This window comes from Oxalicibacterium sp. (assembly GCF_057353965.1).
Map to the genome: position 1 here is coordinate 634599 of NZ_JBMQZD010000001.1, position 17300 is coordinate 651898.

Consider the following 17300-nt stretch of genomic DNA (forward strand, 5'->3'; position numbering starts at 1 on the left):
TTTAGGTCGGCAAATCGGGTTTTGCAACCGCTTGTTGCACATTTAGGCGCTCTTTTACCACCGTATATTGCTCATCCGCCAACCTGATTTCGCGTTGCGGAAAAGGAACGTTGATCTGATGCGCCTGAAACAGTTTCCAGATTGTTCGATTGACATCGGAAAGCACGCCGCCGCGCTCGCTTTCATTCACCCAGAAATTCAACTGCAGATTGATGCCGTCGGCGCCGAATCCCATCATCAAGGCCTTCGGCGCGCGATCGCCGTCACGACGAATGCGGGATTGGTCCTGCGTTGCCTGTTCCAGCAATTGCAACGCCAGATCGATATCGGTGCGGTAATCGACGCCGACGGTCGTCGACATCTGCACCACACTGTCCATCAGCGAGAAATTCTGCACGGAACCGGAGACAAACAGATCGTTCGGTACCACGGCGCTCGAACCGTCGCCTGTACGCAGCACCGTATAACGCGTATTGATCTGCGCAACGCGACCTGAAAAACGATCGACCGACACCATGTCGCCAATCGACAGACTGCGCTCCAACAAAATAATGAATCCAGACACGTAGCTGCTGGCGATCTTCTGCAAACCGAGACCGAGACCAACGCCCAGAGCACCGCCAAAAACCGACAGCACGGTGAGGTCGATGCCGACCATCGACAGGCTGATCAGCAGCGCCAGCAGCACCAGCACCGCGCGCGCCATGCGCGACAGCACGGCACGCATCGACGAATGCACGGTAGTGAGATGCATCAACCGTTCTTCCAGCAGTGCGGAAGCCCACAGCGCGACAATCATGGTGACGCAGACCGACAGCGCCGCCTGCAACGCCGTCATGATCGACACCCGGTTCGTGCCCAGCGGTATCGTCGTCTGCTCCAGGAAGGCTTCCAGATCCGGAAGCAAGCCGGTGATATGCAGCGCCACAATGCCCCAAACCAGCAGCGCGAAGCTCTTTTCGAACAGCAGGACGAAATTGCCGACCCTGCCGCCCTTGGCAAAGATGCGCCGCATGACGTAGAAGGACAGACGGATCAACGCAAACGAACCGATCAGCGGGATCGCAATGCGCAGCAAGTCCACATTCGCGATCAGCGGTTCCAGGATCAGTCTGGCGATCACGATCAGCACCAGCGTCAGCAGCGGCCACAGCACGCGCGAAAAGCTCGCCACACCGAACCGGCGCACGCCCTGCTTCTCGCCCTCTGCGACGAACATGCCGCGTATCAGGCGTGCCAGCAGCCAGCCGACTGCGATACACAAGAGCAGCGCTCCTATCTGCCAGCGCAATCCGGGATTGCCGAGATCGGTCGACAGATCGGCCCAGAAGGTTGAAAGCAGATTCGGATTCATTGCGTCACGCCTTTCCCTTGCGTTCCAGCACTGCGGCAAAGAAACCGTCGGTCTGGTGCCGGGTCGGCAGCAGCTTCAGGTAGTCGTCCATTTCCAGCGAAATCTTCTGTTCTGCCAGCACATCCTTCATCGGCACCAGCACAAAATCGTCGCGCGACGCAAGAAACTTCGCGACGATCGCTTCGTTTTCCTCATCGAGAATGCTGCAGGTCGCATAGACCAGCCGGCCGCCCGGTTTCACCAGTCGTGCCGCGCCGTTCAGGATGGACAATTGTTTCTCGTTCAGTTCGGTCACCGCCTGCGGCGTCTGCCGCCACTTGATATCCGGATTGCGGCGCAGTGTACCGAGTCCGCTGCACGGCGCGTCAACCAGCACGCGGTCGATCTTGCCGGCCAGGCGTTTGACCTTGGCATCGTTCTCGTGCGCGATCACGACCGGATGCACGTTCGACAGGCCACTGCGCGCCAGCCGCGGCTTCAGCTTCGCCAGACGCTTGTCGGAAACGTCGAATGCGTATAGCCGGCCGGTATTGCGCATCGCCGCGCCCAGCGACAACGTTTTGCCGCCGGCGCCGGCGCAAAAATCGACAACCATCTCGCCGCGCTTGGCGCCAACGAGTTGCGACAGCAACTGGCTGCCTTCATCCTGCACTTCGATCGCGCCATCCTTGAACAACGGCATGTTCTGCAGCGCCGGCTTCTTGCGCACACGAATGCCCAGCGGCGCATAAGGCGTCGGCTCGCACTGGATGGGTGCCTTTGCCAGTTCGGCGATCACATCGTCACGCCCGGTTTTCAATGCATTGACGCGCAGATCCAGTGGCGCCGGCTGATTCATGCTGTGTGCCAGTTCCAGCGTCACAGCTTCACCGTCGCGCTCGACCAGTTTATCGAACAGCCATTGCGGCAGATTGGCGCGCAAGGCGACAGGCAAGGTGTCGCGATCGATCTGCATCACGCGCGCCAGCCAGCCGTTCTCCTCTTCCGTCAATCCACCCAGCGATTCCGCACCGACTGCCTCCGCCAGGCCCAGCAGTGCCATGCGCCGCATCGCCGGACCGCTGCCCGATTCTGCAAAATTGGTATAGACCGCGCGGTTTCGCAGGATCGCATAAACCGCTTCGGCGATCACGCCGCGCTCGCGCGAACCCAGCTTCGGATGGGCGCGGAAATAATGCGACAGCGTGACATCGGCCGGGCCGGTAAAACGCATGACCTCGCGCAGCACTTCTTCAGTGCCGCCGATGACGACGGGGGACAATCTCATGCCAGTTCCTTCGGTTCTATTCTTCAGGTTTGTTCGGATTTGCTCGACTTATTACTTATCGGCGATACGGACAATGCCGTCGCGCACCGACAGTTGCCCTTCAAGGAAGCAGCGGATCGCGTGCGGATAAATGATGTGTTCCTGCGCCAGTACGCGCGCCGCCAATGTCTGCTCGTCATCGTCCGGCAAGACACGAACGGCCGCCTGCGCGATGATCGGCCCATGGTCCAGTTCGGCCGTGACGAAATGCACGGTCGCGCCGTGGATCTTGACGCCGGCTTCCAGCGCACGACGGTGCGTCGCCAGGCCGGTGAAGCTTGGCAGCAGCGACGGATGAACATTCAGCATACGCCCTGCGTAATGCGCGACAAATTCGGCAGTCAGGATGCGCATGAACCCGGCCAGCACGACCAGATCGGGCGCAAAGCCGTCGATCGTACGCTGCAGTTCGGCATCGAATGCCTCGCGTGTCGGATAGGCGCCGCTGGCGATCACGATGGCAGGAATGCCTTGCACCTGTGCGATCGCCAGACCAGGCGCATCCGCACGGTTGCTGATGACGGCGGCAATCTGTACCGGCCATTTTTCCTCCCGGGCGGCGCGCAGGATGGCTTCCATGTTGCTGCCGCGCCCGGAAATCAAAATGACGATCTTTTTCATGGCGCGCATTGTACCGTACCGCCGCCCTGCCGATCCGGCGGATGCAAGCAAAGATGCGGCATTCCGCCTCGCCAAGAGGAGCCGGACGAAACGGAAGGATTCAGGGGAAACAGCCGTCTCACGACGGCCGGAAAAGAACTGCCGGGGAGAACTACTGGAAGGAATAGAAGACGCGGAAGGCGATTTTCTTGTCAGCCCAGAATTCGGCAGCATCGCGGAACACGTCGAGCAGTGTTTCGCGCGCTTCCTTGTCGAATTTCGGGGTGTTCGGCAGTTGTTCCAGAACGATCAGAAAACCGGGCTGCACGCCGGCCTTGTGCGGCAGGCTGGTCAGGCAGTCGGACAGTGCATCGAAATTCTTGCCGAAATGGCGGGGGAAATGGAACGCTTCGGCGATCGTCGTCAGCACCTGCTGCTTCGTCACCGCATGTGCGCAATGCGCGTACAGAAAATGCTGCCCAAGCTGCGCAGCCTCTGCCTGCAGATCGGTCACGCGGAAAGCGCGGATCGACTGCACCACGTTCGGCGGCACGGTTTTAAGCAAACTCATCGGTTCCTCTACCTCCAGGAAATTTTTCATCGGCGACAGGGCCATATTTACTCTACGACACGTTTGAAACTTCTATAGTGATCGGCGGTGTAATAGTATTCGCTTGGCTGCTCGATTGGCTGCTTCTCGCCGCCCGTAACGATCCTTCTGGCGCCCCTATTGCGCGCACGCGGCGTTTTTACGGTGAATTCGCGATAATACCCGCGCTTTCGCTGCGGTAAAACCTTTTCGTAATTTCCGAATATCGCTCCGTCCTTTTCATAAGGGTACGGACCGCCTTGGCGGATGAGTGCGATCGTTCGCTGCGCCTCCGGCGGCAGCTCGGTGAACGAAATAACGCCTAATTTGCCCGAATCGAAGGCAAAAACGTTAAAAGAAAGCAGTAATGTAGCGAAAAACAGCCAAAAAGGCCGAATAAATTTGGTTTGCACAAATATTTCCCTCGTTTCAAGGCTGCTTTTACCAATTCAGCCACATTTCGGCATCGAGCGTACCGTGTTGTTGGCAAGGAAGCAATAGATCAATCGCAGAGCCGTAATATCAGCGGACGAGCACCGCTCAACTGGCGGCGCGCAGCACCGGTGTCACGCTATCGCCCTGTTCTTGTGTGAAAAAGGCAAGTATCTCCGCCTTGTGAGCCAATGCATCCTGGCGGCCGAGCGCGATCAGCTCCGACGTGTAACTTTTCTCGAACAACAGATAAGACGCCAGCGCCGCACCGCGCACTTCAGTTGCACCGATACCGGCCAACAGCATGCGCACCGGTCGCGGCAGGCTGCCGATATGACGGCTGGCAATCGTGTCCAGCCGTTCCGATGGCGAAATCGACAGCATCTGGATCGGCCGCAGCGGCGTGCGGGCCAGTTGCTCCGGCGTCAAAAATGACAGCGTCTCGTTGATCCGGTTCAGGCGTTCGACATCGCCGGCGATACTGTCGAGGAAAATGCTGGACATCGCATGGCCGGCAATCTGCGCCAGCGTCGGATACTGCGCATGCGCGGCAGGATCGATCGCCGGCTCCAGCAAACGGCCGGAGCCGATCACCAGCACCTTGTCTGCACCGAGATGGATGGCCGGAGAGATTGGCGCCAACTGACGCATCGATCCGTCGCCGAAATATTCGCGGCGGCCGGCACAGAAAATCGGCGTGGCCGGGAAAATCAGCGGAATCGCTGACGACGCCAGCAGATGTTCGATGCCGATCTGCGCACGCACTGCGCTGCGTTGCGTACGCACCCACGGCTCGATGTCGGCCTCGCTCTGGTAAAAAGTGATGTGCTGACCAGCCGTATAAGACGATGCTGTCACCGCCAGCGCATGCAGCTTGCCTTCCGCCAGCGCCTTGTCCAGCTTCGGCAGATTCAGCATACGATTCAGCAGATTGACCAGCGGCGTATTGTCCAGCAGCGACATCGGCGGGTTCGCCCGCCACTTCCGCATCAGCCAGCCGAACGACAGCAGCGACAGCCAGCGTGCGCCGGATCGCAACACGCCCAGCGAATCGGCGCGATAGACCTGTTCTGCCGTGAAGTTTTCCCAGACGTTGGTAATACGATCCAGTCCAATGCTGAAATCATCGGCATGACAGGCCAATGCGGTGGCGTTGATCGCGCCTGCAGACGTGCCGCAGATGATGTCGTAGGGATTGCGGTCGGGCGACCATCCCGCCTCGCGCAGAATCGCGGACACGCTCTGCAGAACGCCCATCTGGTAGGCAGCGCGCGCGCCGCCGCCGGTGAGGATCAATGCGATTTTTTTCCGATCTTGCATACGATCCATTATTAAGGCGTTTGCGGTTTCGGGCAAGCAAGCGGCGGCTATCGCTGCATTGGCTGCTGCATTGATTGCGGCGTTCAGTCGCCGCGCGCAATTCCTTCGCGGCGCGGGTCCGCGCCACCGAACCAGGCATCGCCGCTTCGCATGCGCATGATGCCGTGCAGCCCTGAAGTCTGCTCTTCGATCAACACTTCATGACCGCGCGCCTGCAATGCGGCAACCAGCGCCGGCGATACGCGCCCCTTCTCCAGTTCGGTCGGGCCGTTGCGGCTACCGACGTTCGGCAGATCGATCGCACGCTGCACATCCAATTCCCAGTCCAGCGTACCGATCAGCACCTTCGCCACATAATTGACGATGGATGAACCACCCGGTGAACCGATCGCCAGAATCAGCCGATTCGACTTGTCGAAGACGAAAGTCGGCGCCATCGTGCTGCGCGGCCGCTTGCCAGGCTGCACGCGATTGGCGACCGGTCCGTGCTCGTCTTCTGCCACTGCGGAGAAATCCGTCAGCTCGTTATTCAGCAGAAAACCATCCACCATCAGCCGCGAGCCGAATGCATTCTCGATCGTCGTTGTCATCGCGACCGCATGGCCGTCCGCATCGACGATCGACATGTGTGAGGTCGACGGCAGTTCCGGCGATGCATCATCGCCCCATACCAGCTGCCAGCCTTGCGGCACGCCAGCTTCAGCATGGCCCATCGAACGTTCACCGATCAGTGCGGCACGCTGTGCCAGATACGTCTTGTCCAATAGCGGCGCGTAGCTATTGCCAGGGAGCGGCACGAAATCAGTATCGCCAACATAGCGGTTGCGATCGGCATAGGCCAGCCGGCCTGCCTCGGTAAAAAGATGAACTGCTTGCGCATTCCACTCGCCGCCTTCCGGCCTCAACGCCGAGAGGTTCGTCTGCGCCAGAATGCCGAGCATCTGCGCAACCGCGATGCCGCCCGACGACGGCGGCGGCATGCCGCAGACCACCCAGATCCGGTAAGCGCTGCAGACCGGCGCGCGCACCTTCGCGCGATAGTCGTCCAGATCGGCCGCCGTCATGCCGCCGGGATTGGTCGGATGACGCGCAACCTTGTCGGCAATATCGCGCGCGATGCGGCCTTTGTAAAAAGTATCGGCACCGCCTTCGGCAATCTGCCGCAGCGTCTGTGCCAGCGCGGGATTCTTCAAACGATGTCCGGCCGGCCATGGCTGACCGTTGCTGTCGTAAAAATAGGCAGCCGCTGTCGCATCCTTCTTCAGGTACGGGTCTCCCTTCAGCAACATCGCCAGCCGCGGGCTAACAGCGAAACCGTCTTCAGCCAGCCGGATCGCCGGTACGAACAGCGTAGACCACGGCAACTTGCCATACTGGCGATGCGCCAGCTCCAGCATGCGCAACACGCCCGGCACGCCGACCGAGCGGCCACCGACGACAGCATCGAAGAACGGCATCGGCTTGCCGTCAGCATCGAGAAACAGTTTCTCGGTGGCTGACGCGGGCGCGGTCTCGCGCCCATCGAAAGCACGCATATCCTTGCCGTCGAAATGCAGCAGGAATGCACCGCCGCCGATGCCAGACGACTGCGGTTCCACCAGCGTCAGCACCATCTGCACGGCAATGGCCGCATCGACGGCCGACCCACCCTGCTTCAGCATTTGATATCCGGCGTCGACCGCCAGCGGATTGGCGGCGGCAACCATGAACTTCTTCGCGGTCCATCCCGGCTTGGCGCTGTAGCCGCTGGCCGCTTCCGGCGTGACCGGCAGTGGTTCGCGCAGAGCGGTTTCGGCCCGTGCTCCTGCAAAGACTGCACACAGAATGACGACAACGACGAATCGGGACATGCAGATGCTCCGCAGAAAGGGCCTCAAGATAACCAGCAGCAGTGTAATCGCGTTACGCATACTCCGCAGCGCGCCCGGCGATGTACGTCCATGCCGACACAAACAAAAAGGCAGCCGAAGCTGCCTTCCCAAAATCATCTTGCTTTACAGATGACGATGCGACACCTGCCTCACTGGGCATTCTGCGACGTATCCTCCTGCTGTTGCGCTAGAGCGTTCGGCACGGCGACCACCATCGCGGTCTTGGTTTCCTGATGAATGGCAGACACGTCCATGCCGGACAATGGCAGCAACGGTACCAGCAGCAATGCGACGATGTTGATGATCTTGATCAGCGGATTGACTGCCGGGCCGGCGGTGTCCTTGTAAGGATCACCGACGGTGTCGCCGGTCACCGCCGCCTTGTGCGCTTCGGAACCCTTGCCGCCATGATTGCCGTCCTCGATGAATTTCTTCGCGTTGTCCCACGCACCACCGCCGGTTGTCATCGAGATTGCAACGAAGATGCCGGTGACGATCGCGCCCATCAACAGACCGCCCAATGCAGCCGGGCCGAGCAGCACGCCGACCGCGATCGGGATCACCACCGGCAGCAGCGACGGAATCACCATTTCGCGGATCGCCGCCGAGGTCAGCATGTCGACGGCCTTGTCGTATTCCGGCTTGCCGCTGCCGTCCATGATGCCCTTGATCTCGCTGAACTGGCGGCGCACTTCGACGACGACGGCACCCGCAGCACGGCCGACCGCTTCCATCGCCATCGCGCCGAACAGATACGGAATCAGGCCGCCGATGAACAGGCCGATGATGACCATCGGATTCGACAGATCAAAGAACGTGCCCTTGCCGACCGAATCGAGCGCATGCGTGTAATCGGCGAACAGCACCAGTGCAGCCAAACCTGCCGAACCGATCGCATAGCCTTTGGTGACGGCCTTCGTCGTGTTGCCGACTGCATCCAGCGGATCGGTAATTGCGCGCACCGATTCCGGCATCCCTGCCATTTCCGCGATGCCGCCGGCGTTATCGGTGATAGGGCCGTAGGCATCGAGCGCGACGATGATGCCGGCCATCGACAACATCGCCGTCGCGGCAATCGCGATGCCGTACAGCCCGCCGAACCAGTAGGAAACGAAGATCGCGATGCAGACCGCCACCACCGGCCACGCGGTCGCCTTCATCGAGACGCCGAGGCCGGCGATGATGTTGGTGCCGTGGCCGGTCGTCGATGCCTGCGCGACGTGGCGCACCGGCTTGTAGTCGGTGCCGGTGTAGTACTCGGTCACGTAGACCATCACCGCCGTCAGCACGATACCGGTCGCCGCGGCGCACAACATCGGCACGAACAGCGGCGGTGGCATCACCAGCCACGTCACGATCGCGAAGCCGATCAGCGACAGGCCCGCCGCCCACCACAAGCCGGTGTACAGCGCCGACATGATTTTCTTGCCTTCCTTCGCCTTCACCATCGCGCAGCCGACGATGGAAGCGATGATGGATACGGCGCCCAGCAGCAGCGGATAGATCGCGGCGGTGAATTCCATGCCGGTCATCATCAGCGAACCCAGCAGCATGGTCGCGATCAGCGTGACGACATAGGTTTCGAACAGATCGGCCGCCATGCCGGCGCAATCGCCGACGTTGTCGCCGACGTTGTCCGCGATCACGGCCGGGTTGCGCGGATCGTCTTCAGGAATGCCGGCTTCGACCTTGCCCACCAGATCGGCGCCGACGTCCGCGCCTTTCGTGAAGATGCCGCCGCCGAGACGCGCGAAGATCGAGATCAGCGATGCGCCGAATGCGAGGCCGACCAGCGGTACGATCGCATCGTGCAATGTGCCGACGAAGGAACCGTGCTGTGCAGACAGGATAAGTATCAGGAAGAAGATCGCCACACCGAGCAGGCCGAGGCCCACCACCAACATGCCGGTGATCGCACCGCCCTTGAATGCCACGTCCAGCGCTTCGCTCATTCCCTTGGTCGCAGCTTGCGCGGTACGCACGTTGGCGCGTACCGAGACGTTCATCCCGATGAACCCGCAGGCGCCGGACAACACTGCACCGACCAGGAAGCCTGCCGCAGTCAGCCAGCCGAGTGCGAAAGCGATGATGATGAACAGGATGACGCCGACGATGGCGATGGTTCGATATTGCCGTGCAAGATAGGCCGCTGCGCCCTGCTGCACGGCCGATGCGATTTCCTGCATACGCGCATTGCCCGGATCGAGTCCGAGAATCCAGCTGCGCGACACCAGCCCGTAGACCACCGCAACAATACCGCACGCAATGACCAGCCATATGGAGATGGACATATCGACTCCTCTTGTTATCACGACAAAGAATTGACCGCTACGACATTCCGGCGGACATCAAAGTCGTCCGCCGTGCTGCGTACTGCAAGACTTCCGTCGCCCTTTTTATTGTGTCGTGCGTGCCAGGGCTGGCTGATTTGATGCTATATCGAGTTGCAGGTTCAAACAAGCAGGCAAGAAAAAAGCGGACACATGGTCCGCTTGCTTTGCTCTTTAGCCTTGCAGCGCAGCGAAGGCGCTGTCGCGAATTTGCTCCACCGGTCCGACACCGGCGATCTTCCGGTACTTCGGCGCACCGGGCTGTCCCGATGCGGCCCACTTGTTGTAGTAGTCGACCAGCACTTCGGTTTGATCGTGATAGACGGCGAGACGCTTCTTGACCGTTTCTTCCTTGTCGTCGTCACGCTGAATCAGCTCTTCGCCAGTGACGTCGTCCTTGCCTTCCGCTTTCGGCGGATTGAAGGTGACGTGATAGGTACGGCCCGATGCCGGATGCACGCGACGACCGCTCATGCGTTCGACGATGGCTGCGTCCGGCACGTCGATCTCGAGTACGTAGTCGATCGCAACGCCGGCTTCCTTCATGGCGTCGGCTTGCGGAATCGTGCGCGGGAAACCGTCGAACAGATAACCTTGTGCGCAGTCCGGCTGCTTCAGGCGATCCTTGACGAGACCGATGATGATGTCGTCCGACACCAAACCGCCTTCGTCCATGATTTTCTTGGCGGCAAGGCCGAGCGGCGTACCTGCCTTGACGGCGGCGCGCAGCATGTCGCCCGTCGAGATTTGCGGAATGTTGAATTTTTCCTTGATGAAACCAGCTTGCGTGCCTTTACCGGCACCAGGCGCTCCGAGGAGGATGAGGCGCATGAAATTTCCCTAAAAAACGAATTGAAATGCTATTGACCGAAGGGCGCGCGTCGGATCGGCGCCGCGGTGACAATCGTGAATTGTCGGATTTGGCTTATGAGCAGAGCCCGAAAGTTACCACAAAATGACCGCAAATCCGCGTTTCGGCTTTGATGCGGCGCATCATTGGTGAAAGTGGCGACGCACCCTTTCCAGGTCTTCCGGCGTATCCACACCGGCTGCCGGCGCATGTTCGGTGACGTGCACGGCGATCGGAAAACCGTGCCACAGCACGCGCAACTGCTCGAGCGCCTCGATCTGTTCCAGCGGCGATACCGGCAGTTGCGGGTAATCCTGCAGAAAGCCATTGCGAAATGCGTACAGGCCGATGTGGCGCAGCGGCGCATAGTTCTTCGGCAAGGCGTCTTTGCCTTGCGCGAAACCATCGCGATGCCATGGAATCGTTGCTCGAGAGAAATACAATGCGCGATGGTTCTTGTCGAGCACGACCTTCACCACGTTCGGATTGAAGACATCGGCTGCATCGTGAATCGCGTGTGCAGCAGTCGCCATCGGCACGTCGCGTGCGACCAGTGCTGCAGTCGCCGCAATCAGCGATGGATCGATCAGCGGTTCATCACCCTGCACGTTGACCACCACCGCATCGTCAGGCAAACCCAGCTTTGCCGCCACTTCGGCGATGCGGTCGGTGCCGGACGGATGATCGGCGCGCGTCATCTGCACGTCAATGTCATTGCTGCGACAAGCGTCGTAGATGTCTGCATGATCAGTGGCGACGACCACTTGCTGCGCACCGGACTGCGCCGCGCGTTGCGCGACGCGCACGATCATCGGCTTGCCACCGAGGTCGGCAAGCGGCTTGTTCGGCAGGCGGGTGGAAGCGAGACGGGCAGGAATGATGACGGTAAAGGACATGCAGACTTCCGAAAAGGCAAACGGGGCAAACGCAACAGCTGCGTCAGTCGTACTTCAGTTCGACGACGGCGCAGCCTGCAGATCGCGCGCCTGATCGGCCCACATGATCGGAATGCCGTCGCGGATCGGATAGGCCAGCTTGTCGGCGTTGCAGATCAGTTCCTGCGCCTTCCTGTCGTGCTCGAGCGGACCTTTGCAGATCGGGCAAACCAGAATATCAAGCAGTCGAGTGTCCACGGAGTTTCTCCACAATATGTTCGGCGAAGGCGCGATCGAATTGCGCCGTCACGGGTACGACCCACAGGCGTGGATCGTTTTTCAATGCATCGATTTGCCGACATTTTACTGCATCCTTCTCCGTGATCAGGATGACGTCCGCCGCTACGTCAGCGAACGGATTGTCGGCAAAATCGTAATGGTCGGGCAGCGCCATTTCATCGAACTGCAAGCCGGTCTCGCGCAGCAGCGTAAAGAAGCGTCGTGGATTGCCGATGCCGGCCGCCGCCACGATGCGCGCCGGCGAATAGCCGCTGACCGTTGGTGCAAACGAACGCAGCGCTCGCGGCATATCTCCAGACGAATCGCCCGACGACACCAGATGTTCGGCAAGCAGCCCGGCCAGACGCATGCGGATCGCGCCGGGCATGATTTCGGTTTCTTCGTGGGAGCCGTTGACGACGGTGAAATCGCGGCGGCGCGTCGCCGGTTCGCGCAGCGGACCGGCCGGCAGCAGCCAGCCGTTGCCGACGCCACGGCTGTCGAACAACACGATCTCGATATCGCGCGCCAGCCGGTAATGCTGCAGGCCGTCGTCCGCGATCACGATATCGATGTCCGGATGCGCCGCCAGCATCGCCTGCGCCGCCGCCACGCGGTCACGCCCGACATACACCGGGCATTGCGCGCGGTGCGCGATCAGCAGCGGTTCGTCGCCGACGTCCTGCGCACGCGATTGCGGTAGGACCGGGCGAGCTTCGTCATTGTCCGCGCCATAACCGCGCGACACCACGCCCGGATGAAAACCCGCCTCGCGCAACGATTGCGCAAGCCAGATCGTCAGCGGTGTCTTGCCTGTGCCGCCGACAAAGATGTTGCCGACGACAACCACCGGCACCGGCAGGCGATGTGTTTTTGCAAGACCACAGCGAAAGGCCAGGCGGCGCAGCGCCGACAGTGCGCCAAACAGCCACGACAGCGGCAGCAGCAACCATGCCGCCACGCCACGCCGCATCCAGGTGCGGGCGAAGAATTCTTCGAGAGTGGAATGCTGCAGAGCCAAGGCGGAGTTATTCAGTCCAAGAAAAAGGCCGCCACAGCGGCCGTCGATCGGTATCTACTTCTTGCTTTGCGCGGCGAAGGTTACTTTCGCATAACCGGCTATGCGCGCCGCTTCCAGCACATTGATCACTGTCTGGTGCGCGGCCGTCGCATCGGCGGCGATGATGACGACCGGATCGGGATTCGTCTTGCCGGACGCATTGGCCGCCGCCGTCAGCTCGGCCGCCAGCGCATCGGGATTCTGCACGGCGACGCGTGCATTGTTGATCGAATAGTGACCCTGCGCGTCGACGCCGACGTTGATCTCCAGCGGCCGCTCCATCGCCTTCTCGGCATCGGCGGTCGGCAGCGTGATCTGCAGCGCGGTGAACTTGCTGTAGGTGGTCGTCACCATCAGGAAGATCAGAATCACCATCAGCACGTCGATGAAGGCGATCAGGTTGATCTCCGGTTCCTCGCGCCCCTGCCCTCTGCGGAAATTCATGCGTGTCCCCGCTTACCGGCGCGCGCCGTGCACGATGTCGACGAACTTGACCGCCTGCTGCTCCATGTCAACCACGAAGCTGTCGACCAGTGCGCGGAAGTGACGGTAGAACACCAGCGACGGCATCGCGATCGCCAGGCCGAAGCCGGTGTTGTACAGCGCGATCGAAATACCGTGCGCCAGTTGCGCCGGATTGGAACCGGTGCCGCTGGCATTCTGCGAACCGAAGATCTCGATCATGCCGACCACGGTACCGAACAGGCCCATCAGCGGCGCCAGCGATGCGATCGTGCCGAGCGTGGTCAGGAAGCGTTCCAGTTCATGCGCCGTACCCTGCCCGGCTTCCTCGATCGACTCCTTCATCACGTCGCGCGGCGCGTTGACGTTACGCAGGCCGGCAGCCAGCACACGGCCCAGCGGCGAATTCTGTTCCAGCGTGGCGATCACGTTGGTATCGATCTTGCCGTTGTGATAGACGCGGATCACTTCATCCAGCAGTGTCGGCGGCAAAATACGGCGACGACGCAGATACAGCGAACGTTCGATGATCAGCGTGAGGGCAATGATGGAAGAAATCAGCAGAAGCCAGATCGGCCAGCCAGCCGCATGAATAATGGAGAGCAAAACGGGCTCCTTGGTCGATTCGGTGAAGAGTTGGAAGCGTTACGGATGGAGAAATGTAACGGTTTGACGCAGCGAGAGCAAGTAGCGCTTCCTTGACGTTTTCTTCATGTGCACAACTGCCGCGGTTGTGCACATTTTCTGTGGATAACATTGTGTGCAACCGATGAGAAAACATCGAAGCGTTTGATTTCAAAGAAATTTTTTCTTCTGCTCGCAAAACAGGCGGTGCACATCCGTGCACAGAAACAGGAATAGGTGTGCATAAAAAAACCGCCGCGACGCGGAATGCGCAGCGGCGGTATATCTGAAACGTACCTGGATACGTGCGTTATCTGTGCATCATTTTTTACGCGTCACTTGATACCGCGGAACACCGCACACTGGCGGAAGGCTTCCTCCGAGAATGGAATCTGCTTGCGCTTGCAATACTTGGTCGTCAGCTTCAGCAGTTCCTTGATGTCGCGGCCGCTGCATTTCGCATAGATGTCGCTAAGCCTGTCGATCAGTTCGTCCGACAGGTCGGCATTGAACTGCGTGGACAGCGATTTCCACAGGCGCATGGCATCGTCCTTCGGCGGCAGCTCGTACTGGATCGTCGCGATGCAACGCGACAGGATCGCATCGTCCACGTCCTCGATACGGTTCGTGGTCATGAACAGCAAACCCTTGAAGTACTCGAGCGTGCGCAGGAATTCGGCAACGATCGCATTGTGCTGCAGATCGTTGTCGCGGCAACGGATGTAGACGTCGGCTTCATCCAGCAACAGAATCGCATCCCAGCGCGCGGCACGGCGCAGGATGGACGACAGGTTCTGCTCGACCGAAGCCGCCGTGATACCAAGCTGACCCGAATGCACGCGGTACAACGGCTTGCCCACTACTTCCGAATAGACCTCTGCCGTCAGCGTCTTGCCAAGACCAGGCGCGCCCTTGCACAGGATGGTGGTGCCGCCGGACTTGCCTTCGACGATGTCCTCCATCAACGCGCTCATGTCGGCCGTCAGAATATCGATCAGATCGCGGTGGTGTCCCGGCAGGATCAGCTTCTCGCGCAGTTCCGGCTTGTATTCATAAGGCGTGACGTTCTGTACATGCACCCAGACGTTGTGGTGCATCTCCAGATGGAACAGATGCAGATAGCAATGCAGCGGAATGCGGTCGAACGACGTATCGTAATCGGCATCGCGCCAGAATTCGGCATCGGTCATCATCTCGAAACGGCGTTCGAGGATTTCCTCGTCGTTCACGCAGCGCGCAGCGACGCCGCTCTTCAGCGGCAGCATCGTGGGACGGCCCTTGTCGTCCATGATGAATGCCGCGTTGGAGGCGATGAACTGCTTGCCGAACTGGCGCTGGTACGCCAAGAAACGCTTGGCCTGCTTCTCGTATTCCTGCTTGAATTCCTTGCATTCCTTGAAGTAGCCGAACTCGCTCAGCAATTCCGGAATCGTGCGATTGACGATGTCGTGCCGATTGATGACGATCGCATTAGTCATGCCGGCGCGGCGCATGCGCATGTCCGACGCTTCTTCGCGCGTGGCAGCCTGCATCGTGTTGGCCAGCAGATCGACCACGACATAGGGTGCGCCCTGATCGGGCACCACGTAGCGCAGCCGATGCACGAGCCACGGTAGCATCACACCGTCCTTGTTGCGGCGATACAACCAGCCGTCGATCACGTCGCGCGCCAGATAGGCGGCCAGGCCCGGCACCAGTTTTTCCAGATCGGGAATCTTGCGTGCCTGCGGCGCGTTGTAGATGTTGTCCAGCGCCAGCATCTGGAACATCAGCGAGCGGTCCTCGTGCGACTTGCTGAGGGTGTACAGCGTATTGAGCGACTTGGCGTCGAACAGCTTGCTGGAGACGATCATGCGGCCGTGGCAGACGCCATGTTCGGACAGGCGTTTCGCCAGCGGCGTGTCGGATTCGACCATCTCCAACAATACGTTGACCAGCGATTCCGGTATTTCAAAATCCATTACAACTCCAGTATCGTGCCCGCTTAGCGGCATCGGGATTGTGAGAATAGTTATCAGATGCAGCCGGAGGGCCGTATTTCAATCGCGCCGCTTTCCTGTCGCATGCGATGTCCGTTGCAGGAACGGCAAAAGAAAACGGCCTCCATCGTGGGAAGCCGTACCTTGTCGCTGCCAAGACCGGAATGCCGCCCTGCGGGCGATTCCTGCCACCTCTCATCAACTCCTTGCTTCCAATTCATCGCTGAAGAGAGGTTCCTGCTTCATCGCGAGACCATCATAATGCAATACGCAGCACGAGGAAAGGCAAGTCCGGCGTCCCGCAGACGCACATGCACGCAATTACGGACATCGGTTCGCGCAAATACGGACATGCTTTTTCGATACTGCCGAAAAGCCGTTTTTCCGAGGAAGAAGCCATATCCTGCGGATAAAGCCCGGCTGACGGCAGGACGTCGCCCTTGTCTGCCATTGTCAATTCGTGGGGAGTTTGCGTGTCCAGAGGTGTCCTTTTTTCAATCATCGGCTCGGTGTTGTTCGCCGTGCTGTACTTTTATTCGACGCTGCTGGCTCCGATGGACGGCGAGCAGATCTTCGGCTGGCGCACGCTGCTGACCTTTCCCTGCCTGACCGCCTTCATCTGGTGGCGCGGCAAACAGCAGATGGTCATCGGCCTGGCGCAGCGCATGCGGCGCGATCCGCGCATCATCATCGGCGCGCTGGCGACTTCCGCCTTCCTCGGCCTGCAGTTGTGGCTGTTCATGTGGGCGCCGCTGCACGGCCGCGCGTTGCAGGTTTCGCTCGGCTATTTCCTGCTGCCGCTGACAATGCTGCTGACCGGCCGGCTGCTCTATCGCGAACGGCTGTCGCGCCTGCAGAATGCAGCTGCAGTCTGCGCTGCAATCGGCGTGGCCAACGCCTTCATCCAGGTCGGCAGCCTGTCGTGGGAAACGCTGGCGGTCGCCCTCGGCTACCCGTTCTATTTCGTCATCCGCCGTCGCATGGATGCCAATCATCTGGGCGGCTTGTGGTTCGACATGGCGCTGCTGCTGCCGGCGGGACTGTATTTCATCGTCACAGGCAACGTCGGCATGGAAGCGCTGGACTCGCATCGCGCCTTGCTGCTGCTGGTCCCGCTGCTCGGCGTGCTGAGTTCGACGGCGCTGGTGTTCTACATGCTGTCGAGTCAGATGCTGCCGCTCAGTCTGTTCGGCCTGCTCGGCTACGTGGAACCGGTGCTGCTGGTGCTGGTGGCGTTGCTGCTCGGCGAAACCATACGCGGCGGCGAATGGCTGACTTATATCCCGGTATGGATAGCCGTGGCGCTGCTGGCTACAGAAGGCATGCGCGCGCTGCGCCTGCCGCGCAGCAGCGCCATCGACTAAGCAAA

Annotated in this window: 17 protein-coding genes; 1 reads left to right on the top strand and 16 read right to left on the bottom strand. The window is 60.2% G+C overall.

What is annotated here, in order from left to right; genetic code table 11:
- Nucleotide 1: 1 nt before the first annotated feature.
- The 16 genes from ACO1VH_RS03160 to ACO1VH_RS03235 form a co-directional block, all read right to left on the bottom strand.
- Nucleotides 2-1354, bottom strand: coding sequence for a mechanosensitive ion channel family protein (locus ACO1VH_RS03160; RefSeq protein ID WP_486242375.1), 1353 nt, complete (start codon nucleotides 1352-1354; stop codon nucleotides 2-4).
- A 4-nt stretch (nucleotides 1355-1358) separates the two neighbouring features.
- Nucleotides 1359-2621, bottom strand: a complete 1263-nt coding sequence (locus tag ACO1VH_RS03165; RefSeq protein ID WP_486242377.1) for an RsmB/NOP family class I SAM-dependent RNA methyltransferase — start codon at nucleotides 2619-2621, stop codon at nucleotides 1359-1361.
- Between the two features lie 51 nt (nucleotides 2622-2672).
- A complete protein-coding gene (gene purN / locus ACO1VH_RS03170) occupies nucleotides 2673-3281 on the bottom strand; it encodes a phosphoribosylglycinamide formyltransferase (protein WP_486242378.1) in 609 nt (202 codons plus the stop codon).
- Between the two features lie 151 nt (nucleotides 3282-3432).
- A complete protein-coding gene (locus ACO1VH_RS03175) occupies nucleotides 3433-3831 on the bottom strand; it encodes a barstar family protein (protein ID WP_486242380.1) in 399 nt (132 codons plus the stop codon).
- 47 nt (nucleotides 3832-3878) lie between these two features.
- The gene (locus tag ACO1VH_RS03180) at nucleotides 3879-4262 is read right to left on the bottom strand and encodes a guanyl-specific ribonuclease (RefSeq protein WP_486242382.1); all 384 of its coding nucleotides are present in this window, start codon (nucleotides 4260-4262) and stop codon (nucleotides 3879-3881) included.
- A gap of 127 nt (nucleotides 4263-4389) precedes the next feature.
- Entirely contained in the window at nucleotides 4390-5601 is a 1212-nt protein-coding gene (locus ACO1VH_RS03185; protein WP_486242384.1) for a patatin-like phospholipase family protein, read from the bottom strand.
- An 83-nt stretch (nucleotides 5602-5684) separates the two neighbouring features.
- A complete protein-coding gene (gene ggt, locus ACO1VH_RS03190; protein WP_486242385.1) occupies nucleotides 5685-7451 on the bottom strand; it encodes a gamma-glutamyltransferase in 1767 nt (588 codons plus the stop codon).
- A 170-nt stretch (nucleotides 7452-7621) separates the two neighbouring features.
- The gene (locus tag ACO1VH_RS03195; protein ID WP_486242387.1) at nucleotides 7622-9763 is read right to left on the bottom strand and encodes a sodium-translocating pyrophosphatase; all 2142 of its coding nucleotides are present in this window, start codon (nucleotides 9761-9763) and stop codon (nucleotides 7622-7624) included.
- 213 nt (nucleotides 9764-9976) lie between these two features.
- Nucleotides 9977-10633, bottom strand: a complete 657-nt coding sequence (adk, locus tag ACO1VH_RS03200) for an adenylate kinase (RefSeq protein WP_486242389.1) — start codon at nucleotides 10631-10633, stop codon at nucleotides 9977-9979.
- A 162-nt stretch (nucleotides 10634-10795) separates the two neighbouring features.
- Nucleotides 10796-11548, bottom strand: coding sequence for a 3-deoxy-manno-octulosonate cytidylyltransferase (gene kdsB, locus ACO1VH_RS03205; protein ID WP_486242391.1), 753 nt, complete (start codon nucleotides 11546-11548; stop codon nucleotides 10796-10798).
- A 54-nt stretch (nucleotides 11549-11602) separates the two neighbouring features.
- Nucleotides 11603-11785 carry a Trm112 family protein gene (locus ACO1VH_RS03210; protein ID WP_188419497.1) on the bottom strand — a complete coding sequence of 61 codons (183 nt, stop codon included), beginning with the start codon at nucleotides 11783-11785 and terminating at the stop codon, nucleotides 11603-11605.
- On the bottom strand, nucleotides 11766-12779 hold the full coding sequence (gene lpxK, locus ACO1VH_RS03215) for a tetraacyldisaccharide 4'-kinase (RefSeq protein WP_486242843.1): 1014 nt from the start codon (nucleotides 12777-12779) through the stop codon (nucleotides 11766-11768). The genes ACO1VH_RS03210 and lpxK overlap by 20 nt, the downstream gene beginning before the upstream one ends.
- Before the next feature lie 102 nt (nucleotides 12780-12881).
- Nucleotides 12882-13310 carry an ExbD/TolR family protein gene (locus tag ACO1VH_RS03220; RefSeq protein WP_188419499.1) on the bottom strand — a complete coding sequence of 143 codons (429 nt, stop codon included), beginning with the start codon at nucleotides 13308-13310 and terminating at the stop codon, nucleotides 12882-12884.
- A gap of 12 nt (nucleotides 13311-13322) precedes the next feature.
- Nucleotides 13323-13934 (bottom strand): MotA/TolQ/ExbB proton channel family protein, encoded by a 612-nt coding sequence (locus ACO1VH_RS03225; protein ID WP_188419500.1) that lies wholly within the window; start codon nucleotides 13932-13934, stop codon nucleotides 13323-13325.
- A gap of 353 nt (nucleotides 13935-14287) precedes the next feature.
- On the bottom strand, nucleotides 14288-15913 hold the full coding sequence (locus tag ACO1VH_RS03230; protein WP_486242392.1) for an AAA family ATPase: 1626 nt from the start codon (nucleotides 15911-15913) through the stop codon (nucleotides 14288-14290).
- Between the two features lie 274 nt (nucleotides 15914-16187).
- Nucleotides 16188-16382, bottom strand: a complete 195-nt coding sequence (locus ACO1VH_RS03235) for a hypothetical protein (protein ID WP_486242394.1) — start codon at nucleotides 16380-16382, stop codon at nucleotides 16188-16190.
- A gap of 22 nt (nucleotides 16383-16404) precedes the next feature.
- Here ACO1VH_RS03235 and rarD point away from each other — a divergent pair, with 22 nt between their 5' ends.
- Complete coding sequence (gene rarD / locus ACO1VH_RS03240; protein WP_486242395.1) at nucleotides 16405-17295, top strand: EamA family transporter RarD; 891 nt, start codon at nucleotides 16405-16407, stop codon at nucleotides 17293-17295.
- Nucleotides 17296-17300 lie beyond the last annotated feature (5 nt).